Raw genomic sequence first — 24,583 nt, forward strand, 5'->3', positions numbered from 1 at the left:
TTTAAAAAAAAATTTCTTTAAAAAATACGGCACCTCGTATAGTTCACTAATATTTTTTATGGGAGTAACTCATGCAGAGAAAAAAATTGTACGTCAATGGTATTGAGCGTTCGGTTGTGAGCGAGAACGCTGATTTACTGTCCGACGTTATCCGCAAAAGCCTGCGACTCACTGGTACCAAAGTGGGGTGCGGCAAGGGACAATGCGGCGCTTGCAACGTGATCATGGACGGCAAATTGATCCGCTCCTGCATCACCAAAATGGAACGGGTTGCCGACGGTGCCGCCATCACCACCATTGAGGGCATCGGCACCCCCCAAGATCTGCATGCCCTGCAGATGGCCTGGATGGTGCACGGCGGCGCCCAGTGCGGCTTCTGCACCCCTGGCTTCATTGTATCCGCCAAGGCCCTGATCGACGCCAACCCCGATCCTACCCGCGAAGACGTTCGCGACTGGTTCCAGAAATACAAAAATGCCTGCCGCTGCACCGGCTACAAAATGCTGGTCGATGCAGTTATGGATGCGGTAAAGGTACTTAAAGGCGAGATTACCATGCAGGATCTGGCCTATAAGATTCCCAAAGACGGCAAGGTGTTCGGCACCAATATGCCGCGCCCCAGCGCCGCCGCCAAAGTGGCCGGCACCTGGGATTTCGGCGCCGACAGCGGCCTGCAGCTTCCGGAAGGCACCCTGCAAATGGCTCTGGTCCAGGCCGAGGTGTCGCACGCTAACATTCTTTCCATCGACACCTCCGAGGCCGAAAAAATGCCCGGTGTCTTCAAGGTGGTCACTGCCAAGGACATCAAGGGCAAAAACCGCATCACCGGCCTGATCACCTTCCCGTCCAACCTGGGCGATGGCTGGGATCGTCCGATCCTGTGCGATACCAAGGTCTTCCAGTTTGGCGACGCCATGGCCATTGTCTGCGCCGACACCGAGAAAAACGCCAAGGCCGCAGCCAAAAAGGTCAAAGTCGAGCTCGAAGAGCTGCCCGCCTACATGTCCGCTCCGGCGGCCATGGAACCGGACGCGATCGAGATTCATCCCGGCACCCCGAACATTTACTATGTCCAGAAAATCGCCAAGGGCGAGGAAACCCAACCGATTTTCGACAAGGCCGATGTTGTGGTTGAGGGCAACTATTATGTTGGCCGCCAGCCGCATATGCCCATTGAACCGGATGTCGGATACGCCTACCACGACGACAACGGTAAACTGGTGATCCACTCCAAGTCCATCGGCATCCATCTGCATCTGTATATGATCGCCCCTGGTCTGGGCGTGGAGCCGGAAAATCTGGTCTTGATCCAGAACAACGCCGGCGGCACCTTCGGCTACAAGTTCAGCCCGACCATGGAAGCCCTGGTCGGCGCGGCCGCCATCGCCACCAATCGTCCGGTCTTCTTGTGCTACGATTACTTCCAGCAGCAGACCTACACCGGCAAACGTTCACCCTTCTGGACCACGGTGCGTTATGCTGCCAGCAAAGACGGCCAACTGCTAGGCATGGAGAGCGATTGGTCGGTTGACCATGGACCGTATTCCGAGTTCGGTGATCTCTTGACCCTGCGCGGTGCCCAGTTCATCGGCGCCGGTTACGACATCAAAAACATTCGCGGCGAAGGCCGCACCGTGTGCACCAATCACGCCTGGGGTTCCGCCTTCCGTGGCTACGGTTCGACCGAGAGCGAGTTTCCGTCGGAAGTCGCAATGGACGAGCTGGCAGAAAAACTGGGCATGGACCCCCTGGATCTGCGGTACAAAAATGTCTACCGCCCAGGCGCTACCACCCCCACCGGACAAACACCGGAGGTTTTCTCCCTGCCGCAAATGATCGACACTCTGCGTCCCAAATATGAGGCAGCCAAAAAACGGGTTGCCGCCAACTCCACCGCCGCAATCAAGCGCGGCGTGGGCGTGGCCATCGGTGTCTATGGTTCCGGTCTGGACGGCCCCGATACCGCCGAAAGCAATGTCGAACTCAATGCCGACGGCACGGTCACCATCTTCAACACCTGGGAAGATCACGGCCAGGGCGCGGACATGGGGACCTTGGCAACAGCCCACGAGGCACTGCTGCCGCTCGGACTGAGCGCCGACCAGATTCGTCTGGTGATGAACGACACCAGCAAGTGCCCCAACTCCGGCCCGGCCGGCGGCAGCCGCAGTCAGGTCGTGGTTGGTCAGTCGATCCGCGTTGGTTGCGAGGAACTGATCAAATCGATGAAAAAAGCGGATGGTTCCTTCCGCAGCTACGAGGAGATGGTGGCGGAAAAAATCCCCACCAAGGTCAACGGCAAGTGGAGCGCCCCGGCCAAGGATTGTGACGCCAACGGCCAAGGCAGCCCCTTCTGCTGCTATATGTACGGGCTGTTCATGTCCGAAGTGGCCGTTGAGGTCGCCACCGGCAAGACCACGGTGGAATCCATGATCTGCGTTGCCGACGTCGGCAAGGTGGTCAACCGTCTGGTGGTTGACGGCCAGATCTACGGCGGCTTGGCCCAGGCCATCGGCTTGGCGCTGACCGAGGACTTCGAGGACATCAAGAAGCACTCGACCCTGGCCGGAGCCGGTTTCCCCTACATCAAGCAGATTCCGGACAACATGGAGATCATCTATGTCGAGAGCCCGCGTCCGGACGGCCCGTTCGGCGCATCCGGCGTCGGCGAGATGCCGTTGACCAGCCCGCACGCCGCGGTCATCAACGCCATCTACAATGCCTGCGGTGCTCGCATCCGTCATCTGCCGGCCCTGCCGGAGAAGGTGCTGGCTGCTATGCCGAAGTAAGGGTGATTAACTCAATAGCTATTGAGCTATTGAGTTGTTAAGGCAAATGGGGGGAGGAGGATGTTCAGGTCCTGCCCCCCCCCTTTCAGACTGTTTCCCTACGGACTTTTCACCTGACCATGGATCAACCGCAACTCAGAGAGCTCGAGGCCCGCTGCATTCAGGAAGAACTTCCATTCTGCACCGCAGCCTGCCCCATCCATGTCGATGTTCGTGCCTTTATGGGCAACATGGCTAAAGGGGATTTACGAGAGGCGAGGCGAATCCTCGACCGGACCATGCCTTTCCCCGACATTATCGGCCGTCTCTGCGACCAGCCCTGCCGCCCCTTCTGCAAACGCGGCGAGATCGGCGACCCGCTGGCCGTCGGCCGGCTCGAGCAGTTCTGCGTCGTCAACACCCAGACCGTTTTAAAACTCCCCAGACTACCGGCCAAGGGCGGCAAGGTGGTGGTGATCGGCGCCGGTCTCTCCGGCATGACCGCCGCGCTGGACCTGGCCCGCAAAGGTCGGCCGACCACTCTAATCACCAGCAGCTCCAGCCTTGGCGGCAGCCTGCGCAACTACCCGGAAACCGCCCTGCCCCAGTCCGCCCTGAGCCAGTCTGTTGCCCTTCTCGAAGGGTATGGCGTGACGTTGCAGACCTCCGCCCACCTTGATCAGGCAGCCATTGACACCTTGATCACAACCCACGATGCCGCCTATTTCGATTGGGACGAAATCGATGCTTCGCTCCTGCCCTTCGGTTCAAGCAAACTCGACCCGCTCACCCTGGCCCTCGACCGGGAAGGGTGCTTTGGCGGCGGAGGCACGCATCATGGCCAAGTTTATTCGGTGATCAAACAGGTCGATGACGGCCGCAGGGTGGCCCTGTCGATTGAGCGCTTTCTTCAAAAGGTCTCCCTCACCGCCCAGCGGGACAAAGAAGGTAGTTGCGCCACCCGAATGGTCACCGTCACCAAACACTATGCCCCGGCCGCAGAAATCCTCCCGGCGGACCCGGCCAGCGGCTATACCGCAACCGAGGCCCAGGCTGAGGCCAGCCGCTGCATTCAATGCGAGTGCATGGAATGCGTCAAACAGTGCGTCTACCTGCGCGAATACAAGGAATATCCCAAAACCCTGATCCGCAAGATTTACAACAATCAGGCCATTGTCCAGGGTACGCGCAACGCCAATAAAATGATCAACGCCTGCAGCCTCTGCGGCCAATGCACGGTGATCTGCCCCAACGATTTCCCGGTAGCCGAGGTTGTCCGCACCACCCGCGAGAACATGGTGGACAACCAGCACATGCCGCCCTCGCCCCACGATTTCGCCCTGGAGGACATGCACTTCAGCCTGGGCGAGCTCTGCAGCCTCAGTCGCCACCAGCCGGGGACCGCAAGCAGCCGCTTCCTCTTCTATCCCGGCTGCCAGCTGGCCGGTTCGGCACCGGAGGCTGTCAAGCGCACCTATGGTTTTCTTGTCGATCAGCTGCAAGGCGGTGTCGGCCTGATGCTCGGCTGCTGCGGTATCCAGGCCCACTGGGCAGGGCAAAAGGAACTGTTCCAGCAGATCGTGCAGGATTTCAAGATGGAGATCAAACGGTTGGGCAACCCGATGGTGATCACCGCCTGTTCTTCCTGCCTCTCCATTTTCAAGGAATTCGCCGGTGAGCTCGAAACGACCTCACTCTGGGAAGTGCTCGATGGTTTGGAGTTACCGGCCAGTTCCCAGAACAAACAACAGCACGCCACGCCGCTGACCCTGCACGATCCCTGCACCGCCCGCCATCAGCAAGGGATGCAGACCAGCATCCGCAGCCTCTGCACTAAACTGGGGCTGAACGTTGTCGAACATGCCTTCAACGGTGAACTCGCCGACTGTTGTGGCTACGGCGGCCTGATGCAGATGGCCAATCAGCCCCTGGGACGCAAGGCCGCGGTTGTCAAGGCGGAGCGGAGCACACACGACGGCCTGGCCTACTGCGCCATGTGCCGGGACAACCTGGCGGCCACGGGCAAGCCGGTCGCCCATCTCCTCGATTACCTCTTCCCGGCAGCCGAGGGCGGCAGCCCGCTGACCCGTCCCAACCCTGGTTTTTCCCAACGCCACGAGAACCGGGCCCGGCTCAAGCGCGACCTGCTGACCACCCTCTGGCCGGAGGCAACCGATCAGGTTTCCGAATATAAAAAAATCCGCCTGATCCTCAATCAAGAGGTCTTGGATCTGCTCAACAGCCGCCGCGTCCTTGAAGACGATCTGCAAAAGGTTATCCACCAGGCCGAAGTATCGGGTAAATATCTGATCAACCCGGACAACAAGCACCGTTTGGCCGCCTTCAAGCCGGTGCGGGTGACCTATTGGGTCGAGTACGAACCCACGGACCAGGGGTTCCTAATCCATACCGGCTACAGCCACCGCATGCAGCTGCCGCAGGACCACCAATGAGCACCTATGCCTTTCTTGAAGCCACCGCCTGGCAGTGCAACCAATGCCGCCAGCCCCTGCAACCCGCCAAAGTGATGGTGACCTACCTGGGCGGATCGTTCAACGTCGAGCTCATGGCCTGTACACAATGCGGCTTTATCCTGGTCCCGGAGAGTCTGGCCGTGGGCAAGATGCTGGATGTGGAACAACTGCTGGAAGATAAGTAAAATGAACGCAACCTGCCTGCCCCCTCCTGTGGTCACCCTTTACGAACAGGACGAGCTGTTTGAGCTGACCGGCGGCACACTCAGACCCGGCGGCCTTGCGCTGACCAGCGAATTGCTGCGGTTCTGCAACCTGGAACCTGGTTCCGCCATGCTTGACATCGGCTGTGGCCCCGGCCATACCCTCAATCTGATGGCATCCCGCTTTGGCCTGCTCCCCACCGGCCTCGACCCCTCCGAAACCATGCTGGAAAAAGCGGCGCAACAGGCACCGGCCGCCGAACTGATTCAGGGATCGGCAACCGCCATCCCCTGCGAATATCAGAGCTTTGACGGCATCGTCTGCGAATGCGTCCTCTCGTTGACCGGTGACATCACCGCCAGCCTGCGGGAAATGCACCGGGTACTGCGGCCCGGCGGCGTCCTGATTCTCACCGACATCTACTGCAAACGGCCGGAATTGCAGCCCGATCTGCCCGATCTGCAGAGCTGCGCCAGCCGCGCCCTGCCCCTGGACGTGGTCACCGAGGGATTGACGCAGGCCGGTTTCACCCTGGTTACGCTCCGTGAGCGCAGCGATCTGCTCAAGCAACTGGCCGGCCAGATCATCTTTTCCCATGGCAGTCTGGAAAAATTCTGGCAACTATTCATGGGGGAGGACGAGGCCCGCCGCACCTTTTGCGCCCTGGCCGCAGCGCCGCTGGGGTACTACGCCTTGGTCGCCGAAAAAGGTGTGTGCCATGGATGAAACCGCACTGCGTATCATGCAGTTGGCAGCCCAGGGCTTCTGCTGCAGCCAGATCATGATCAAGCTGAGCCTGGACGACATGGGCGAGGAAAACATTTCCTTGGTCCGGGCCATGGCCGGATTGTGCGAAGGTTCGGGCACCGGCGACCTCTGCGGTGTGGCCAGCGGGGCCGCCTGCGTCCTGGCCCTGTACTCAGCCAAGGGCAGCGCCGAGGAACAGGCTTTGGACTGCGCCCCCCTGTTGCTGGCCCAGTTCATGGACTGGTTTAAAGGGAGCGCTACCTCTTGGGGCGGCATCCGCTGCGACGACATTATTGCGTTCAATGGCGGTCGCAAGCCCGAGGTCTGCGGCAACATCATGGTGCGGGCCCGCGAGACCCTCCTCGGCATCCTGGCCGAGCACAACATCGACCCCAGTCTCCCCAAGGAACAGGCCGGTGCTCGCTGATCGTCCCATCCAACTGCTCTCGTCCACCGAGAGCCTCTGCCCAGTTTGTCTGCAGCGGGTTGCCGCCATCCGCGAGCAGCAAGGCAATACCGTCTACCAGGTCAAGCACTGCCCCGAACACGGTACCTTCCGCACTCCTATCTGGCGGGGCTCGATTCCATTTGCCTCCTGGCTGCGGCCCAAGAAACCCTCTGCACCGCGTCAAACCTTTACCGCCGGCGAAAACGGCTGTCCCTTTGACTGCGGCCTCTGCCCGGAACACGGCCAACACACCTGCACCGCCCTGATCGAGATCACCAGCCGCTGCAACCTCCGCTGCCCGGTCTGTTTTGCCGATGCCGGAGGGGAGGCTGCGGCTGCCGAGCCAACACTGGATCAGATCGGCTTTCTGTATGATCGCATCTTAGCGGCCTCCGGTCTGTGCAACATCCAGCTGTCCGGTGGCGAGCCGACCATGCGCGACGATCTGGCCGCCATCGTCGAGCTTGGACGGAGCAAGGGATTCGGGTTTATCCAACTCAACAGCAACGGCCTGCATCTGGCCGCTGATCCGGAATACGCCTTTTCGCTGAAAGCGGCCGGACTAGCCTCGGTCTTCCTCCAGTTCGACGGCCTGAGCAGCGGTGTGCACATCGCCCTGCGCGGCCGCGACCTGCGCGAGATCAAGGAACAGGCCATTGCCCACTGCGCATCCGCCGGTTTGGGCGTGGTCCTGGTGCCGACCCTGATTCCAGGCGTCAACACCAGTGAGATAGGGGCAGTCATCGACTACGCCATCCGCCGCGCCCCCACGGTGCGCGGGGTCCATTTTCAGCCGATCAGTTATTTTGGCCGCTATCCGCAAGGACCGGCCGACGACGATCGGCTCACCCTGCCCGAGGTGATCGAATTGCTCCAGGCGCAATGCGGCGGCGCGATCCGAGCCGAGCACTTTGCCCCGCCCTCCTGTGAACATGCGCTCTGCTCCTTCCACGGCAACTTTCTGGTGGAGGAAGACGGTCGCCTGACACCGCTGGGCAATCGCCAGTCGGCCTGCTGCTCCACCGGCGAGCCCAAGGCCATTATTCCCACAGCCCTGGAAGGCAGAGAGAAAAGCGTCGATTTCACCGCCCGGCAATGGTCAGCGCCGCCGCTGCCGCTCGCTTTAGCCGCCGCGCCCTGCGTCTGTGAACATGAACTTCAAAAACCACTGGACGATTTCGATCGTTTCCTCGCCCGTGCCCGCACCCACACCTTTTCCATCTCAGCCATGGCCTTCCAGGACGCATGGAACCTGGACCTGGAGCGGTTGCACGGCTGCTGCATCCATGTGGTGTCGCCGGAGGGTAAGCTGATTCCCTTTTGCGCCTATAACATGACATCAAATCTCGGAAAACCACTCTACCGGGGCTTGAAGCGGCCATGAACCCCACCACTCTCGAAACCTTGATCGGCCGGACCATCGGTTCGACTGCCCAACCGCTCACCCGGGCGGCCATCGAGGCCTGGCAGGGGGAGCGGCTGTATTCCCTGGTTACCTATTGCCGTCAACACTCACCCTTTTACCGGCACAAACTGGCCGCTGCGGGCGTTCCAACAATTCGCGGTTTGGCTGACTTAACCACCCTGCCCCTGACCAGCGAGACCGAGTTACGCGAGCATGGCCCTTCGATGCTCTGCGTCAGCCAGGATGCGGTGGCCCGGATTATCACCCTTCCCAGTTCCGGCACCACCGGCGCGCCCAAGCGAATTTGTTTCACCGAGGAGGATCTGGAGCGCACCCTGGAGTTTTTCCATATCGGCATGCACCATTTGACCCAACCTGGACAAACGGTGGCGATCCTGCTGCCGGGCACCACGCCGGATTCCACCGGCCACCTGCTGGCTCGGGCTCTGGAGCGGATGCAGGTGGTCAGCCATATCGTTGGTTTGGTTGTCGATCCCGAGCAGGCAGTCCGAACCCTGGCCTCACTTCAGGCCGACGTTCTGGTGGGTTTTCCGGTGCAGCTGCTGGCTGTCGCGAGAGTCGCGGCATCCATGGGCATACCGCTGGGAACGATTCGCTCTGTGCTCCTCTGCTCGGACACCATCCCGGAAAGCCTGCATAGGGAGCTGCAGCGGTTGCTCGGCTGCGAAATCTTCACCCACTACGGTACGGTCGAGACCGGCCTGGGCGGCGGCGTCGACTGCGCGGCCCATTGCGGGACCCATCTGCGCGAGGCGGATCTCCTCTTTGAAATCATCGACCCGCAAACAACAACTCCCCTGTCTGCTGGCGAATGGGGCGAAATCGTCTTCACTACCCTCACCCGCACCGGCATGCCGCTGCTCCGCTACCGCACCGGTGACTGGGGCCGTCTCCTCCCCGGCCCTTGCCCCTGCGGCAGTACCATCCAGCGGCTAGACCGGGTTCTGGGACGGATCAATCACATCCGCACTCTTCAAAATGGCGTCCAGCTCGCCCTGCACCATCTTGATGAACTGCTCTTTGCCCTCCCTGGCCTGCTTGATTTCAAGGCCGGCCTGATCAACGTCAACGGCCGGGAAACCCTCCAGCTCCACCTGACCACCCTGCCGGAAAGCGGCGAACAGGTGCGACAGTTGGCAACCGAAGCCCTGGCCCATCAGCCACTCCTCCAAGGCCTGAACGTCAAACTCGCCCTTGAACCCGGAACCACGATTCACCCCGGTAAACGCACGCTCGCCGACAACCGCAAGGACACTCAACCATGAAAAAATTGATCCAACAGATATGCACCACCCTCGATGACGGGGAGGATCTCGTTCTCGTCACCGTCTCCAGTCAATCCGGTTCAACGCCCCGGCTGGCCGGCGCTAAAATGATCATCCGCAAAAATGGTCGCATTGGCGGCACCATCGGCGGCGGTCTGGTCGAAGCCCAAGCCATGCAGGAGGCAGAAAACTGCTTCAAGACAGGGCTTTCGCATCACCGCACCTTTGATCTCTCCAACGGCGACGCCGCGGTTTCCGACATGATCTGCGGCGGCCACATGGAGCTCTTCCTCGAATACATCCGGGCTGACGAGGACAACCGTGCCCTGTTCCGGACCCTGCTCACCGCGATGGAATCGGGCCGCCGGGCCGTGCTGGTCAGTCCGCTTGATGCAGGCAGCGGCGTCCAGCACTTTGTCATGGATCACAAGGGTCGAACGAACTCGACCGATGCACCGGAATCCCTTCTCTCAGCCATCAAAGAACTTCGGCCCTCCACCTCGGCCGCCACCCTCATTGACCATCAGGATCAGCAGTATTTGGTTTCCTCCTTTGCGGTCGGCGGTAACCTCTTCCTGATTGGCGCCGGTCATGTCGCCGCCTGTACCGCCGAAGCCGCAGCCCGGGTTGGTTTCCGGGTGGTGGTCATGGATGACCGCCGCGAATTTGCCAACCGGGAACGCTTTCCACTGGCCGACGAGATCAAGGTCCTGCCTTCCTTTGCCGACTGTTTCCAGGGATATGAGATCGATGCTGACGCCTACCTGGTGATCGTCACCCGTGGGCATATGCACGACCTGGAAGTATTGCGCCAAGCCCTGTGCACACAGGCCGGCTATATCGGCATGATCGGCAGCCGGAAAAAACGCAACAGCATTTATGTCAAACTGATGGACCAAGGGATCAAAGAGGCGCAATTGGAACAGGTACGCTGCCCCATTGGTATGGCCATTGAAGCCGACACCCCGGAGGAAATTGCTGTTTCCATTGTCGGCGAACTGATCTATCAACGGGCCACCGGCAGAAAGGCATGGCACCTCGCCTGAGCGCCCTCATCCTCGCCGCTGGATTCTCCTCGCGGATGGGCGAACTCAAGGCCCTGCTCCCCCTGGGTCAGCGGACAGTGCTTGAGCATTGCCTTGCCCTGTTCCAGGATTGCGGCATTGAGGATCTGGTGGTGGTCACCGGTCACCGGGCTGACGAAGTCGGAGCCATCGCCGAGCAGGCCGGAGCGCGCGTTGCCCCTAACCCGGACTTTGCCTCCGGCATGTACAGCTCCATCCGGGCAGGCGTCCGCCGGATAGCCGAGGGAAGCAACGGTTTTTTCCTGCTACCTGTGGACATCCCTCTGGTTCGGCGCGGGACGATTCGGCTTCTGCACCAATCCTTTACCGAAGGAAAGGCCCACATCCTCTACCCGGCTTTTGCCGATCGCCGTGGCCACCCGCCGCTTCTGGCAACAAACCTGATCCCCATCATCAACGGCAGACACCAGCCCGAAGGCGGTCTCCGCACCCTGCTGGCCCAGATCGAGGCTGAACAGCCGGAACAGGTGCGCGAAATTCAGGTGGCCGACAGCAACATCCACTTTGACATGGACACCCGCGAGGATTACATAAGTGGATGCCTGCGATTGAACCGATGCGATATTCCAACCATGGCGGAATGCGAGGTCATCCTTGAGCATCTCCATCCCATGCCTGAAAAGGGTCGGGCGCACGGCCGCATGGTGGCCGAGGTGGCGGTGGCCCTCTGTGAAGCGACCATCCGCCAGAGTGGTCGTGAACTGGATCCGGAGTTGTGCCGAGTCTGCGGTTGGCTGCATGATATCGCTAAAGGTCATCCCCGGCATGAGGAGGAAGGGGCGCGCTGGTTGCGTGCGCTTGGCTTTGATCGGGCCGCTGACATCATTGCCGCCCATAGGGATGTGGATTGGACACCCGCCATGGCGATCAGCGAACGGGAGATTGTCCATCTCGCTGACAAACTGGTTCGGGGCAGCCGGATTGTCTGCATCGGCGAACGATTCGAGGAAAAATTGACTCTCTACCAAAACGATCCTGAGGCAGTCCACGCCATTCGCGGCCGCTATGACCAGGCTCTGCGGATAGCCGCCGCCGTGGAGACCGAGGCGGGCCAACCCCTGGAGGTCATCACCGAGATGGCAGTTGCCGGATGCAAACCCTGATCTATCTTCTTCGCCATGGCGAAATCGACAAGCCCGTTCCCCGCCGCTTCCTAGGCCAGACCGACCTGCCGCTCAACAACAAAGGCATCCGTCAGGCCATGATTCTGGGCGAACACCTCGCATCGATCGCATTCACCCACGTTTTCTCCTCACCTCTGCAACGGGCTGTCCAAACCGCAGCCCTAGTCAGCGGGAAAAATGCCGAATCGATTACGCCCCTTGCAGCACTCACGGAAATCAACCTGGGCGCTTGGGAAGGATTAACGGTGGAAGAGGTCCGCGCCCGCTTTCCCGGCGCGTATGAACAACGCGGCCTGGATCTCGAAAAATATCGACCAACGGGAGGAGAGAGCTTTGGCGATCTGGCCGCCCGTTGCTTTCCTGCCCTGCTGACGCTGGCGGAAAACCATTGCGGCCCCTTGCTCATCGTCGCCCATGCAGGCGTCAACCGGGTTGTGCTCTCCCGATTGCTGCATCAGCCGCTGCAACGGTTGCTGGAAATTCCCCAAGACTATTGCGGGGTGAACATCCTCTTGCACGTTGGCGGACACTTGCAGGTGAACGCGGTCAACCTCGGCGCGCCTTGCAGCGACCTGCTCCAGCTCCATGATAACCAAAAGAATGAATGAGAAGGATAGAACAGACCATTATGACACAGGCAACCCTTCAGATAACCATACCGGTGGAGCAAGCTGTGGGCATGGTCCTGCCCCACGACATAACCGAAATCGTCAAAGATAGCTTTAAAGGACGGGCGTTCAAAAAAGGACACATCATCAGGCTGGAAGATATCGATCACCTTCGGCGTCTTGGCAAGGAGCATATCTATGTTCTCCAACTGGGGCCCGACGATATCCACGAAAACGAGGCAGCCCTCAGGATGGCCGAGGCACTCACCGGAACGGGCGTCGAGTATTCACCGGAAATCATCGAGGGCAAGGCAACCATCACCGCAACCGTGGACGGTCTGCTGAAAATCAACCGGGAGGCCTTGTTGCAGTTCAATCTGCTGGGCGAAGTCATGTGCGCCACCCTGCAGGACAACACCCCGGTCAGTAAAGGTGAGCAGGTGGCCGCGACCCGATTGATTCCCCTGATGGCACAACGGCAGATGGTGACAGAAGCGGTGGCTCGAGCTACATCGGGGATGCCGGTCATCCAGGTGCTGCCGCTCGCCAAGGTGCGGGCGGGCCTGGTGATTACCGGCAGCGAGGTTTTTTACGGCCGTATTCAGGACCGGTTCGAGCAGGTCCTGCGCGAAAAACTGGCCAGGTTAGGGTCGACGGTGACCTCTGTGGGTTTTGCCCCCGATGATCCTGCGCTGATTGCAGCAGAGATTCGCACCTGCCTGGAGCATGGCGCCCAATTGATCGTCACCTCCGGCGGCATGTCGGTGGATCCGGACGATGTCACCCGTCTGGGCATCAAAGAAGCCGGAGCAGAGGCCATGGTCTACGGCACGCCGGTTTTACCGGGAGCCATGTTTCTGGTCGGCCGGATAGGGACCGTGCCGGTATTGGGGGTGCCCGCCTGCGGCATGTTTCACAAAATCACCGTGCTCGACCTTGTGCTGCCGCGCATATTGACAGGGGAATCCATCGGCCGGGAAGAACTCGCCGCCATGGGCCATGGCGGGCTGTGCCGGAACTGCACCCACTGCCAATATCCAGTCTGCAGCTTCGGAAAAACATGAAAATACGGCAGTGTCATCAACAGCCTTCGCCAGAGCTGAGCAGCAACAAGGGTTAAAAATGGACAGTCCCGGCCAGATCGCCAACATCATCAGCCTCACCCTGGGGGTCGCCTGGGCCAGCGGCATCAACCTGTACGCAGCCATGCTGATGTTGCCTGATGGCCGTCAACGGGGCGATTCATTTACCCCCGGATCTGCAGGTGCTGGCCCATCCCTGGGTGATGGGCGCGGCTGGCCTGATGTATCTGATCGAATTTTTTGCAGATAAAGTGCCGGGGGTCGATACAGCCTGGGATACCCTACACACCTTTATTCGCATCCCGGCCGGCGCGATCCTGGCGGCTGGTGCCGTAGGGCAGGTGGATCCAGCCGTGACCGTAGCCGCCGGAATTCTGGGCGGCACCCTTTCCGCTGGCACCCATGCAGTCAAGGCCGGCACCAGGGTGATGGTGAACACCTCGCCCGAACCCTTCAGCAATTGGGTTCTGTCGATCAGCGAGGATCTGGTGGTGATCGGCGGGATTTGGGCGGCTGTCCAACACCCATGGTTCTTTCTGGTCTTCCTCGGCCTCTTTCTCCTGGTGGCCATCTGGATGATTCCCCGTCTCTGGCGGGGCATTCAATTTGTCTTCCGCCGCCTGACGAACCCGGCTGAAAACTCCCCAAAAATCGATTCCTGATTTCCGTGTCCCTGAGGCAACCGGCAGGCCGATCCCTTCAGTACAACAGAATCTCCCCCTTGCTGAAATAATGGGCAATTACCGTCTTAAGTTCGTCGCGCAACCCCTGATCGTCGCGGCCTGCGCAGGAGCGGTAGAGTTCCGGGGCGATGAACGCAAAGGCATCGACAATCTTCGGGTCAAAATGGGTCCCGCGCCCCTGGTGCAGAATCGACATCGCCGCCTCGTAGGAGAGCGGCTCCTTATAAGGCCTTCGCGAGGTCAGGGCGTCAAAGACATCGCCCACGGCAAAGATCCGGGCCAGCAGCGGGATCGCCTCGCCGGCCAGTCCTCGCGGATAGCCGCTGCCATCAAATTTTTCGTGGTGCCCTTCGACAACCAGGGCCCCGTCGCTGAGCCAAGCCGAATCCCGGATAATGTCCATGCCGTGGCGCACATGCTCCTTCATCAGGCTGAACTCTTCCTCGTCCAAGCCGCCGGCCTTAAGCAGAATATTATCGCGGATGCCGATCTTGCCGACATCGTGGAGAAAGGCGCCCTTGATCAAGGACTGGATTTCGTCGTTTGCCAGGTGCATGGCCTCTGCCAGGCGCACGGCATAGAGTGTGACCCGGAAGTTATGGACATCGGTGTCGCTGTCGCGTTTGGCAATGGCACTGGCCAGGAGCGAAAGGGTTTCGAGGTTGGCATCCAACAGGTTCCGGGAAAAGAGCGCCAACTTGCCCACCAGATGGAGGATGACCGGATACAGCAGGCCGCTGGTGGCGAGGACAATCAGCACCGTGAGGAGAACGGTATGACGCAGTTTATTCTGCATACCGGTCCGGGCAGCATCCGAGGGGGCAAAAATCGCCTGGGCGTAGCCGATTTTTTGCTGCCGCTGGTCCAGCAGCGGCATGACCACATACACATGCATCCTGTTGCCAAGGGTGACAATCTCGGCCGTCTCACCAATATCCTGGGTGGAACGGGGCTGCGAACCGACAAACCGCGCCACCTCGTCAGCCAGGTCGTATCCAGCGTCTCTGCGCTCCTCGATATCCGGATTGCCCGGAGTATAAAAGCATATATAAACATAGGTGCCGCTTGCCCTCTCTAACCGGACGTCAATGCGTTCATCCAGGGCCTGACGAAAGGCGAACCGCTTCTCAGCCCCCGACTCCTTAATAATCCCGTCCGTTCTCGAGATCAGCAACTGGATTTCAGTGCGGGTCTCCTCAACCACCAGGGCACTGAGGTTCTGCCGCTCCACCGTGTACGCAACACCGGCGGTCAGCAACCCGATAACACTGCCCATGAGGGCCAGACGGATCGTGAGGGTGCGGTAGACAAAGGTTTGCAGGGAAAGGGATCGGTGTTTAGCCACAGTACGCTCCAGTGCTTTTCATCTTGTATGCCGGGGAGTTAAGCGTTTGCAGGACTATCCTGGTCGATATCTACCCTGATCGTTATTTTTAGGCAACAACGGCAGTCTGCACTCCAGATGACAGATTCAGTTTTCCCCTCAAAATAAGGCGCTAGCCCACGCCCCCTTACCACCAGCCAAATGGAAATACTTCTTTATCGAGACCAGGGACCGGTATATACTGCTCTTGGATAATGAGATCCGAAACTTCCACGGTTCGGTTCCTCTTCCCTCTCGAATCCCCATCAAGGATGATGCCTGCATGCACCCTTTTCGCACCATCAATCGCAGTATAGTCACCAAAACGGTCACTCTGATTTTCGGGGTCGTCTGTGTTCTTATTCTTGCCTTGATTTTGACCTCACGGGAACTGGTGCTCAAACGATTTGCCTCGCTTGAAGAGGAGGACGCGAAAGTACAGGTCCAGCGGGTGGTCAATGAAATCAGATCGACCCTTGATAAACTGCAAACCTTTGGGACGGATTGGGGATACTGGGATGACACCTTTCAATTCGTAGTTGATCATAACCCCGAATTTATCGAGAATAATCTCATGAACGAGACGTTTATTGACCAGCGTCTCAACTTCATGATGTTTTTCAACGCCCAAGGCCAACTGGTTCATCAACAATTTTTTAATCTTATCAACGCCAAGCCGGCGGAGCCGGACATCTCAACTGTTGCGACGATCCAGGCCTTGCCGCAGCTTGTTCACAACGACCATAGCTCCTTAGAGGTTTACACCGGGGTCATCCTCACGCCGACAGCGCCACTGCTTCTGATTTCTTCCCCGGTTATACCAAGCCTCAGAAATCAACCGAGCCGCGGGAGGTTTCTCATCGGTCGATATCTCAATAGAGACGAGATAGATCGGATCAGCACCCTGACGCAATTGAATCTGGCCGTTATCCCCTTGCCTCCCCCTAGCTCCATTACGGGGCAACGGGGAACCGGACACTTCTTGACTGAAACCGTGAATGACAACACCCTGCTTGCGTCCACCGTCCTTGTCGATATCTTTGGCCAGCCGAATGCATCGGTGCAGGTCACTCTGCCACGTACCATTTTCCGGCAAGGATATGCGATGTGGAAGCAGCATGCCGTTTCCGCAGCTCTTCTCGGTTTTTTCTTTGTGGTTGTCCTCGTCCTCCTTTTGAACAGAATTGTTCTCCAGCGACTCGTGAGGATGATCGGGGAGATTGACCGGATCAAGGAAAAGGGTGATCCGGGGCAGAGCGTCACGGTGCAAGGGCAAGATGAGATTGCCTATCTTGCCGAAAAAATCAACTCCATGCTCGAAACCTTGCAGCGGCTCAGTCAAAGCCAGGAAGAAAAAGAACACTATCTCCGGAGAGTGCTGGACACCATCAATTGCGGCGTCATGGTTGTGGACGCTGAGGACCGTCAAATCGTGACAATCAACAAGGCGGGAGCGGCTCTCCTCGGCCATCATCCTGATGATATAATCGGCCAAATCTGTCACACTTTTGTTTGTCCCAGAGACCATAATGATTGCCCTGTCCTTGACCACAACGAACGGATTGATCTGAGTGAGCGGCTGCTCATACACGCTGATCACAGCGAGTTGCCGGTCTTAAAGAGTGTTGCCAGCATCGAAAATGGCGGAAAAAGATATCTAATTGAGAGTTTTGTTGACATCAGTCCGCTGAAGCAAGCGGAAGCCGAACTACGGCTGAGCGAAGCTCGTTACCGGCAGTTTTTCGACGAAGACCTCACGGGGGATTTCATCGTTTCGGCCGCCGGCGAGATCATTGACTGCAACCTCGCCTATGCCCGCATGTTTGGCTACGAGACCATCGACGAAATCAAGCGGACTAATGTGGTCACCCAGTATGCCTCCGGGGCGGATCGGGAGATCTTTCTCGACAGGATTCGCCGGGAGGGCAAGCTGGTACGATATGAATCGGAACTCCGGCGGCGGGATGGCCGGCCGCTCTATTGTATCGGCAATGAGATCGGTGAATTTGACGAGCAGGGAGAACTGGTTCGCATCCGCGGCTACCTCTTCGACGACACCAAGCGGGTCCTGCTGGAGCGAGATATCCGCCAAAACCAGAAAATGGAGGCCATCGGCACGCTGGCAGGTGGTATCGCCCATGATTTCAACAATATCCTCGCGGGGATCATCGGCTATGCAGAAATCATCCTGATCAAAGAATCTGCGGACAGTAGGGTGCGGGAATATCTGCGGAAGATCCTTGCTGCCGGCGAAAAGGCGCGGGAACTTATCTACCAGATCCTTGCCTTCAGCCGGAAGACCGAAACCACCCTGCAGCCGGTACAATTGGAGCCGGTTGTCCGAGAAGTGATGCAGCTGCTGCGGGCTACCCTGCCCTCGACCATCACCATGGAGGACCAGCTCAATTCAAAGGCCACAGTGCTGGCTGACCCGGTGCAGATTCACCAGATAGTGCTCAATCTCTGCACCAATGCTGGCCATGCCATGCGGGAGCGCGGCGGCACGCTGTCGGTCGCCCTGGAGGATGTTACCCTGGACCAGGCGTTCGTTGCCCTGCATCCAACGCTGCCCCTGGGCGACTATGTGCGCATTCGGATCAGCGACACCGGCCACGGCATTCCCGTGGCTCTCCACGACCGTATTTTTGACCCCTTCTTCACCACCAAAAGCAAAGATGAGGGCACTGGCCTTGGTCTTTCTGTGGTGCATGGCATCGTCCAGAACTTGAATGGGCTGATTTCCCTGGAGTCGACTCCAGGCCAGGGGACCAAGTTCGATATCTACCTGCACCGGAGCTTAAATGCCGCCGATGAGGTGCTGCTTGCTGATGTCGAAGCACCGACATCGGGCGAAGAGCACATCGTCTATGTTGATGATGATCCTTTTCTGGTGGAGATCGGCAGAGAAATTCTCCTGGATTTGGGCTACCGGGTAACGGAATTCACCGATAGCCTCCAGGCCTTGGCCTTCCTGAACACGCATCACCCCGAGGTTGATTTGGTGATCAGCGATATGACCATGCCCGGTTTGACTGGAATTGCCCTGGCCCGTAGCCTCCACGATATCGGAGCCCGGACGCCGATGATCATCTACACCGGATACAAGGAGGATCTTTCCGGAGAAAATCTCGATCGTCTGAACATCCGCAGAATCCTCCTCAAACCGATCACCCCGCAAGTCCTCGCCAGCAAGGTTCGCGAAGTGCTCGACGAAGTGCAGACAAAGCCCTGATCGTTCTGATTCCTTTCCCGGATTCTACCCGCGACCAACAGGGGCGTCTCAATGAAGCCGTTTGCCCCTTTTGCACAGGGAGGAGAAATCAGAAGTGGAGGCTGTTTGCCAGGAATAATCAAAAAAGTACAGAAAAGGCGGAATAAACCGAAACTGAGGATTTAATTTGGATAAAAAACGAGTACTTATCGTGTATTACACCTACACTCATCAGACCAAGGTGCAATTGCGGCACTTCATCGCCGGCTTGGAAGGTGCGGGTATTGAGGTTGTGCAGGAACGGCTTACCCCGATCGTACCCTATGAGTTTCCGTTCAAAACCTTTATCCGCCTGGCCACCGCAATGGTCGTGACCTCCTTTCAAAAGCGCATGACCATTGCACCGGTTGCTGCACGTTGTATCGACTTCTGGGACTGTATCGTTCTCGCTGGGCCGACGTGGTCGTATAATCCGAGCGGGCCCATGCTCGATTTTCTTGACCGGTATGGCAGAGATGTCTGTGGCGGCAAACGGGTGGTGCCGTTTATCTCCTGCCGAGCCTATTGGCGACTGCATTTTTGGACGATGAAAAGGCGCCTCAATCAATACGGCTCTGTGGTCGAAAATCCGATCGTCTTCAACCACCCGGTCAAAGAACCGTGGCGGTCTTTAGGCCTTCTTCTGAAGCTGCTAGGGAAAATCGCGCAACGCCGCTTTTCCTGGTTTCGACAACACTATCCGAGATACGGCCACAACGAGGCCCAGCGGATTGAGGCCAGGGAACAGGGGAAGAAACTTGCTGAAAGATTACTCAGGGAGCCGTTCCGCTCAAAACCTTGAATACGGCGTGGTTGGATGCGTACCCATTCAACCACTCGTTGAGCGGGGGCAGCACGCCCCAATCCAGTCTATAATTCAAGCGATTTAAAGGCCAACCTACACCCTTACTCAGCACCTGTAACCGGCCGCATTTCGGTATCACAAACACCGCCCACTTTCGTTGTTTTCAGTACATCCCCTCCCTGGCACTGTTCTCCCCGGTCTGCAACGCGACAGAGCAACTCCAGTGGTTTGCCGGAATTGATCCAGGAGGGCGTTTTGCGATAGCGACCGATTTGGTCGAATCGGCAACCACTCGGAACGCCATAGGGAACACACCTGGAAGTCGTTTCTTTCAGGGAAATCCGTCTCCCATCCACGACAAATCCAGGGTAATTGTCAACGATGGTGATGACATCCCTGGCCGGATCTTCCTTCACCACGAAATTGCGAAAGAAATATCCGCTTCCCTTCTGTTGATCCACCTGAATCCGGGTATTGGCAATGAGCGCGAAGTCGTTGCCCTTGCTGGCTACCGCCCCCGAGATGAACTCGACCCGGTCATGCTGGGGAAAGCACTTACCCATCGCCGGGGCATGATAATAGTGTTTCATTTTTTTTAGATCCGGCAACGAGCTGTTGGGGAAAATCGCCATGAGGTCTTGATCGGAGCCAAACAGGATCCTTTGCACATCCGCCAGATTCTGGGCATACATACTTTGCAGCTTGCTGTAATTTTGGGAGCTGGCGCTGCCCTCGCCGGCCAGATCGTCTCGCAGGAAACAGGAGGTCAGCCCTGAAATCTGGGTCAGGTATTCATCCCAGATATTGTATTGCGAGACTGCGCTCGATACACCCTGAAAATCCCCCGGCGCCCCGCACCCCTGGCGCTTGGAACAGGCCTCGCGGCCACGGTTGCGAATCGAGAGCGCAATGATATTGCGTTCACAGGCACCATAGGCGTTACAACCGCGCTCCAAATGCCCTTCGAAAATAGCAGTGCGCATGGTGTAATCCAGATGTTTGGCGCGCTGCAGCGAGTCATTTGACCAGCGGCTTTGCTGGTCCCGAATGAAGCGATTCCAGGCCTCCTGCAAGGCGGTGCGACGCTCCAGCAGGCGCTGGTTGGCGCTGTCGCACTGGGTTGAATTGTGGAAGGCGCGAACGATCTGATCCAATTCGCCACTGGGATGATTGACGGCGGACCTGACTTTGGCCGGGAGCGGCGGATCAAAAGAAGGCGCTTTCCCCATGGCGTACAGGTTGCGAACATCAATCACATACTGAACGCTGGCGTCGCAATGGTGGTTGGCAACCGTCAGCGATTGACGTTCCTTGAGGGCATTTTTAAATCGTTCCGTCGCCGCGGGTGTGGCGGTGCGCGAATCCACCACCACCTGAAAGCCCACATACGGAATGCCCTGGCTGTCGGTGAGCGGCTGCCCGCCGCTGACGACTAAACAGGGGACAAGCGATGTACCCTGGGCGAGAGTGCCGGCCGGGACAGAGGGGCCTGTTTTCCGAAAAGAGGCAACGTCGTAATAGGGAACATCGAGTGCACTGTTAAATCGATACAGGGTCATGACAGGCGTGGCCGGTATGCCTGCCGAAGCCGTTGGGGTAATAAAGAGTGTGAGCAGTATGAACAGCTTTTTCATGCTTTGTTTCCTCTCTTTCAGGTTCCGGATAATTCGGTTTGAGCATATTTCAGCTGGTGTTCGCTTTGGTGGAACGATCTCAAAAAACGAAAAGGTGCTCAGCCTCTTTCGCAATGCTCCTTCCGCGGGCTCAATCATACCAAACCGGATAGTTCCGCCAACCTACCTTTTCTATCCCAATCTCGCTACATCCACCACCACCGAGAGGGTGTGCACTCCGCCGCCCATGACCACGCCCTTGACTGGAGCAACATCACTGTAATCCCGTCCCCAGGCGAGTGTTATGTGAGACTCGCCGACGAACATATTGTTGGTCGGATCGAAATCGATCCAACCAACCTCGGGCACGAACACTGACACCCAGGCATGGGAGGCATCGGCGCCCACCATCTTGGGTGTACCCGGAGGCGGCTGGGTTTCAAGGTAACCGCTGACGTACCGAGCCGCCAGTCCCAGGGAGCGCAGGCAGGCAATGGCGAGATGGGAGAAGTCTTGGCACACCCCCTTACGGCTGGCCAGCACCTGCGCAACCGAGGTGTCCACCGTGCTCGCCGATTTGTCGTAGGTGAACTCGGTAAAAATACGCCGCATCAGATCAACGGCGCCCGCAAGCACCGGCGTTCCGGAGGGAAAAGAAGGCCGGGCATAGGCGAGGACGGCGGGATTGATGGCGATCAGCGGGCTGGCAAAAACAAACTGCGAGGCCTCCAGTTCTTCCGGCTGCCTATGGGTGACCAACCTTTGAACGACGTTCTCCCAGGGCAGGGTTGCCGCCGAATTCTGAATAAAGGACGGGTTGGTCTGAACAGTGTTGGTGGCGGTCAGGGCGAGTTCACCATGGGGCTGCTGCACCATGAAGACATGGGCGATGTTGCCGAAGTAATCGATGCGGCGATGCAGGTACTGGGGCTCGGGCTCGAAGGTCAGGCGGCTGTTTATAACCTGTTGGTGGTTGGTGGTGCGCGGCGTGAGAAACAGTTCGTTCTGGGAGAGGGAAGCAGGCTCTGAGTAGTGATAGGCGGTGGTATGGGTAATGCGGTACTTCATGGAACACGCTCATCAAGCAGCATCGTAAAATGAGGCGTGGCCGTCACCCGGCTCAGGTAGTGGGCGCTGATCTGCTGGGCAAACTCCTGGAGGCGGATCTCCATGGCTTCGAGATAGTGGGTCAGGAGGGCATCGTTTGCGGCATCACCCTGGCTGCAGCTCAGCCCGGTGAGATCGAGCAGGCGGGTAGCGGTGAGCATTTCCAGGGCTATGCGCTCCTCAAGGCTGGTAAATCGGCGCTCGTTAGGCCGGGGCAACTGTTCGACATGGGTCGACAGCTGGCTGAACTGGAAGGCCAGCGATTTCGGGTTGGTCTCGTCCATGAGCAGGAGATCGAGCACCGGGGCCAGCTGAAAAGCGGTCCGGTAGCGGGCGCGATAGGTCATGATGCTGTCGGAAACCTCGAGCAGCGCCTCCAGCGCCGGGTGCGAGGCCACACAGATCTGCGGCATGCCCAGGCGGATCAGACCAATCTGATGCTGGGCCCGCTCGACGCGGCGCCCCATATCCATAAACCGCCAGCCCAGACCTCGGGTCATCGACTCCATAGCCAGACCGCTGAAAGCGCTGAGCGTAAACAAGGTATTATCGAGCAGTTCCAGCGGGTCAGCGGCTGGGATGTCGCCGAAATCCGCCAATCGGTTAATCACCCGCCAGGAGTCTGGGGAAAGTCGGTCGCGGACATTACGAGCCGTCTCCTGCACTCGTTTAAGCAGAGCGACCACGCTCTCGGGACGATCCTGCCGGTAGAGGGCATCGTGCAACTGGGCCGCCAAGTTCTGCGGAAGGTATTTATCGCCCTCGCCCTCCGGGACAGGAGCAATGGTGTTGCCGGCCAGCAGCAGGTTGAGGAGAAAGTGCAATTCCGGAATATCTTCCGGCCGCGCTTCGCTGGAGAGGCGACGAAAGACCGACCGCAGCAACCGGATCAACCCCTCGGTCCGCTCCAGATAGCGCCCCAGCCACAGCAGGTGGTCCGCTACCCGGCTGGGCAGATCGCTGCCGCGCTGAAACTCGGTGATTGCATGCAGTCCGCTCATCAGACTAAAGGGTTGCACCGGCTGGTCGGACAACACCCAGATATCCTTGCTCTGCTGCCGCTCCGGAATCTCGCCCAAAAGGGTATCGGTTTCCTTAGCGGTGATAGCCAGACCACCGGGCATGACCGCAAAGCCCTCAGCGGTGGCGCAGGCAAAAATCCGTAACAGGGTGCAACGAGAGCTGATCCCCTGCCCCTCCCAAGTGGGAACCGCGGCGGGGTGGACCGCTTCCTTAGCCATACAGGAGAAGGGGGAGGCCTGGATGATGCTGGCAAAATCAGCGGGATGCCCCACCATGGCCGAACGATCAAGGGCATGATGCACAGTCAGCTGGTTCAGATTGGCCAGCACCTGATTTTGCCCTTCCGGGGTGCCGCACCACCAGGCCGGATGATTCTCCAAAATCAAGTCCTGGCCCAGCAGCCTTCGGCAGAGTTCGGGCAGGAAAACCGGCAGCACCGGCGTCTCCAGGAAACCGCTGCCGATGGGGTTAACGAGGTCGATATTCTGTTCGCGAGCCACCTGGATCAGGCCGGCGACGCCGGAGGCTGTCTCCCGCCGCAGGGCAAAGGGATCGCTGCTCTGGTCTGGGATGTGCCGAAAAATGGTATCCACCGGCTCCAGCCCAGCCAGCTTTTTAAGGAAGACGCGGCCGTTACGCACGGTCAAATCCTGCCCCTCGACCAACGGGTAGCCCAGATAGCGGGAGAGCAGGGCTTGTTCAAAGTAGATCGGGCTGTCCGGGCCAGGCGAAAGCAGGACGATGTTGGGGTCTTCCCGGCGCAGGGAGGCACCCTGCACCAGGCTGTTATGGAAGGCCAGGAAGAAGGGTGCCAGCCGCCGGATCTGGGTGCTGTGGTACAACTCGGGGAACATGCGGGAGATAATGATCCGATTTTCCAGGGCGTAACCAAGGCCGACCGGATTAGCGGTGTAATCCCGCAGTACCCGAAAACGACCGTCCGGGCCGCGATAGAGGTCGGCTGCGTAATAATTGAGGAAACGGTTGCCGGAGGGCTGGATGCCGTGGCAGGTGTGGAGAAAATGCGGGTTGGCAAAGATGAGTTGCGAGGGCAGGTGCCCGCTTTTCAACAGGTCCTGGGGGCCGTAGCTGTCAGCGAGAATCTGTTCGAGCAGCCCGGCCCGCTGGATGAGCCCGGCCTCCAAGCCCGCCCACTCAGCGGCTGTGATGGGCAGCGGGATCATCTCCAGGGCCCAGGGGGTGCCCTTACCGTCCGGCGTATCAAAGGGATTGTAGGTGGCGCCGTCCTCGTGACGCATCCGCTCGACCCGCTCCTGGCGCTGCCCGAGCAGTTGGGGGGATGTCGCCTCCAGAGCGGCAATAATGGATTGCCACTGCTGCCGCGGTTGACCCGAGACGGTAAATGCTTCGCAATAGGCGCCCGCAGGACAACCGGTGGCATTAAACAGGGTGCCGGGTGCGGTCCTGGGTCTGTGGGGGTCAGTGAATGTGCTCATGCTTCCATCGTCTCGTCATTGAGGGCAGCCGCTTTGGTGGCGTCTGGACCG

17 protein-coding genes and 1 pseudogene are annotated in these 24,583 nt (G+C 58.8%); 14 read left to right on the forward strand and 4 right to left on the reverse strand.

Annotated features, from left to right (window positions below; genetic code table 11):
• The first annotated feature begins 71 nt into the window (after positions 1 to 71).
• The 12 genes and pseudogenes from ACHZCX_RS19355 to ACHZCX_RS19410 all read left to right on the forward strand — a co-directional run bounded on the left by ACHZCX_RS19355 (position 72) and on the right by ACHZCX_RS19410 (position 13,893).
• Positions 72 to 2,789: a molybdopterin-dependent aldehyde oxidoreductase gene (locus ACHZCX_RS19355; RefSeq protein ID WP_319588849.1), complete on the forward strand. Its 2,718-nt coding sequence runs from the start codon at positions 72 to 74 to the stop codon at positions 2,787 to 2,789.
• 119 nt (positions 2,790 to 2,908) lie between these two features.
• Positions 2,909 to 5,221, forward strand: coding sequence for a pyridine nucleotide-disulfide oxidoreductase/dicluster-binding protein (locus ACHZCX_RS19360; RefSeq protein WP_319588850.1), 2,313 nt, complete (start codon positions 2,909 to 2,911; stop codon positions 5,219 to 5,221).
• Positions 5,218 to 5,427: a DVU_1557 family redox protein gene (locus ACHZCX_RS19365; protein WP_319588851.1), complete on the forward strand. Its 210-nt coding sequence runs from the start codon at positions 5,218 to 5,220 to the stop codon at positions 5,425 to 5,427. The genes ACHZCX_RS19360 and ACHZCX_RS19365 overlap by 4 nt, the downstream gene beginning before the upstream one ends.
• A 1-nt stretch (position 5,428) precedes the next feature.
• Complete coding sequence (trsM, locus tag ACHZCX_RS19370; RefSeq protein ID WP_319588852.1) at positions 5,429 to 6,172, forward strand: DVU_1556 family methyltransferase; 744 nt, start codon at positions 5,429 to 5,431, stop codon at positions 6,170 to 6,172.
• The gene (locus ACHZCX_RS19375; protein ID WP_319588853.1) at positions 6,165 to 6,620 is read left to right on the forward strand and encodes a DVU_1555 family C-GCAxxG-C-C protein; all 456 of its coding nucleotides are present in this window, start codon (positions 6,165 to 6,167) and stop codon (positions 6,618 to 6,620) included. Before trsM ends, ACHZCX_RS19375 begins: the two co-directional genes overlap by 8 nt.
• On the forward strand, positions 6,610 to 8,025 hold the full coding sequence (gene trsS, locus ACHZCX_RS19380) for a radical SAM (seleno)protein TrsS (protein WP_319588854.1): 1,416 nt from the start codon (positions 6,610 to 6,612) through the stop codon (positions 8,023 to 8,025). The genes ACHZCX_RS19375 and trsS overlap by 11 nt, the downstream gene beginning before the upstream one ends.
• On the forward strand, positions 8,022 to 9,332 hold the full coding sequence (locus ACHZCX_RS19385; RefSeq protein ID WP_319588855.1) for a DVU_1553 family AMP-dependent CoA ligase: 1,311 nt from the start codon (positions 8,022 to 8,024) through the stop codon (positions 9,330 to 9,332). The genes trsS and ACHZCX_RS19385 overlap by 4 nt, the downstream gene beginning before the upstream one ends.
• Entirely contained in the window at positions 9,329 to 10,378 is a 1,050-nt protein-coding gene (locus ACHZCX_RS19390; protein ID WP_319588856.1) for an XdhC family aldehyde oxidoreductase maturation factor, read from the forward strand. Before ACHZCX_RS19385 ends, ACHZCX_RS19390 begins: the two co-directional genes overlap by 4 nt.
• Positions 10,363 to 11,520 carry a DVU_1551 family NTP transferase gene (locus ACHZCX_RS19395; protein WP_319588857.1) on the forward strand — a complete coding sequence of 386 codons (1,158 nt, stop codon included), beginning with the start codon at positions 10,363 to 10,365 and terminating at the stop codon, positions 11,518 to 11,520. The genes ACHZCX_RS19390 and ACHZCX_RS19395 overlap by 16 nt, the downstream gene beginning before the upstream one ends.
• Positions 11,508 to 12,149, forward strand: a complete 642-nt coding sequence (locus ACHZCX_RS19400) for a histidine phosphatase family protein (protein ID WP_319588858.1) — start codon at positions 11,508 to 11,510, stop codon at positions 12,147 to 12,149. Before ACHZCX_RS19395 ends, ACHZCX_RS19400 begins: the two co-directional genes overlap by 13 nt.
• A 20-nt stretch (positions 12,150 to 12,169) precedes the next feature.
• Positions 12,170 to 13,213, forward strand: a complete 1,044-nt coding sequence (locus ACHZCX_RS19405) for a molybdopterin-binding protein (RefSeq protein WP_319588859.1) — start codon at positions 12,170 to 12,172, stop codon at positions 13,211 to 13,213.
• A gap of 58 nt (positions 13,214 to 13,271) precedes the next feature.
• Positions 13,272 to 13,893 (forward strand): annotated as a pseudogene (locus ACHZCX_RS19410) (DUF4126 domain-containing protein).
• A gap of 37 nt (positions 13,894 to 13,930) precedes the next feature.
• On the opposite strand, the gene ACHZCX_RS19415 reads toward ACHZCX_RS19410, so the two are convergent.
• Positions 13,931 to 15,259 (reverse strand): HD domain-containing phosphohydrolase, encoded by a 1,329-nt coding sequence (locus ACHZCX_RS19415; RefSeq protein ID WP_319588861.1) that lies wholly within the window; start codon positions 15,257 to 15,259, stop codon positions 13,931 to 13,933.
• A 301-nt stretch (positions 15,260 to 15,560) separates the two neighbouring features.
• Here ACHZCX_RS19415 and ACHZCX_RS19420 point away from each other — a divergent pair, with 301 nt between their 5' ends.
• The gene (locus ACHZCX_RS19420; RefSeq protein WP_319588862.1) at positions 15,561 to 18,509 is read left to right on the forward strand and encodes a CHASE4 domain-containing protein; all 2,949 of its coding nucleotides are present in this window, start codon (positions 15,561 to 15,563) and stop codon (positions 18,507 to 18,509) included.
• A gap of 166 nt (positions 18,510 to 18,675) precedes the next feature.
• Positions 18,676 to 19,329, forward strand: a complete 654-nt coding sequence (locus tag ACHZCX_RS19425; RefSeq protein WP_319588863.1) for a hypothetical protein — start codon at positions 18,676 to 18,678, stop codon at positions 19,327 to 19,329.
• Between the two features lie 104 nt (positions 19,330 to 19,433).
• Here the strand turns inward: ACHZCX_RS19425 and ACHZCX_RS19430 are convergent, their stop codons facing one another.
• From ACHZCX_RS19430 to ACHZCX_RS19440, 3 genes are all read right to left on the reverse strand, one after another.
• Positions 19,434 to 20,966, reverse strand: coding sequence for a hypothetical protein (locus ACHZCX_RS19430; RefSeq protein ID WP_319588864.1), 1,533 nt, complete (start codon positions 20,964 to 20,966; stop codon positions 19,434 to 19,436).
• Between the two features lie 171 nt (positions 20,967 to 21,137).
• Positions 21,138 to 22,013 carry a transglutaminase family protein gene (locus tag ACHZCX_RS19435; protein ID WP_319588865.1) on the reverse strand — a complete coding sequence of 292 codons (876 nt, stop codon included), beginning with the start codon at positions 22,011 to 22,013 and terminating at the stop codon, positions 21,138 to 21,140.
• The gene (locus tag ACHZCX_RS19440) at positions 22,010 to 24,532 is read right to left on the reverse strand and encodes a circularly permuted type 2 ATP-grasp protein (protein ID WP_319588866.1); all 2,523 of its coding nucleotides are present in this window, start codon (positions 24,530 to 24,532) and stop codon (positions 22,010 to 22,012) included. Before ACHZCX_RS19440 ends, ACHZCX_RS19435 begins: the two co-directional genes overlap by 4 nt.
• Positions 24,533 to 24,583: the final 51 nt, after the last annotated feature.

This window comes from uncultured Desulfobulbus sp. (assembly GCF_963662935.2).
GTDB lineage: Bacteria > Desulfobacterota > Desulfobulbia > Desulfobulbales > Desulfobulbaceae > Desulfobulbus.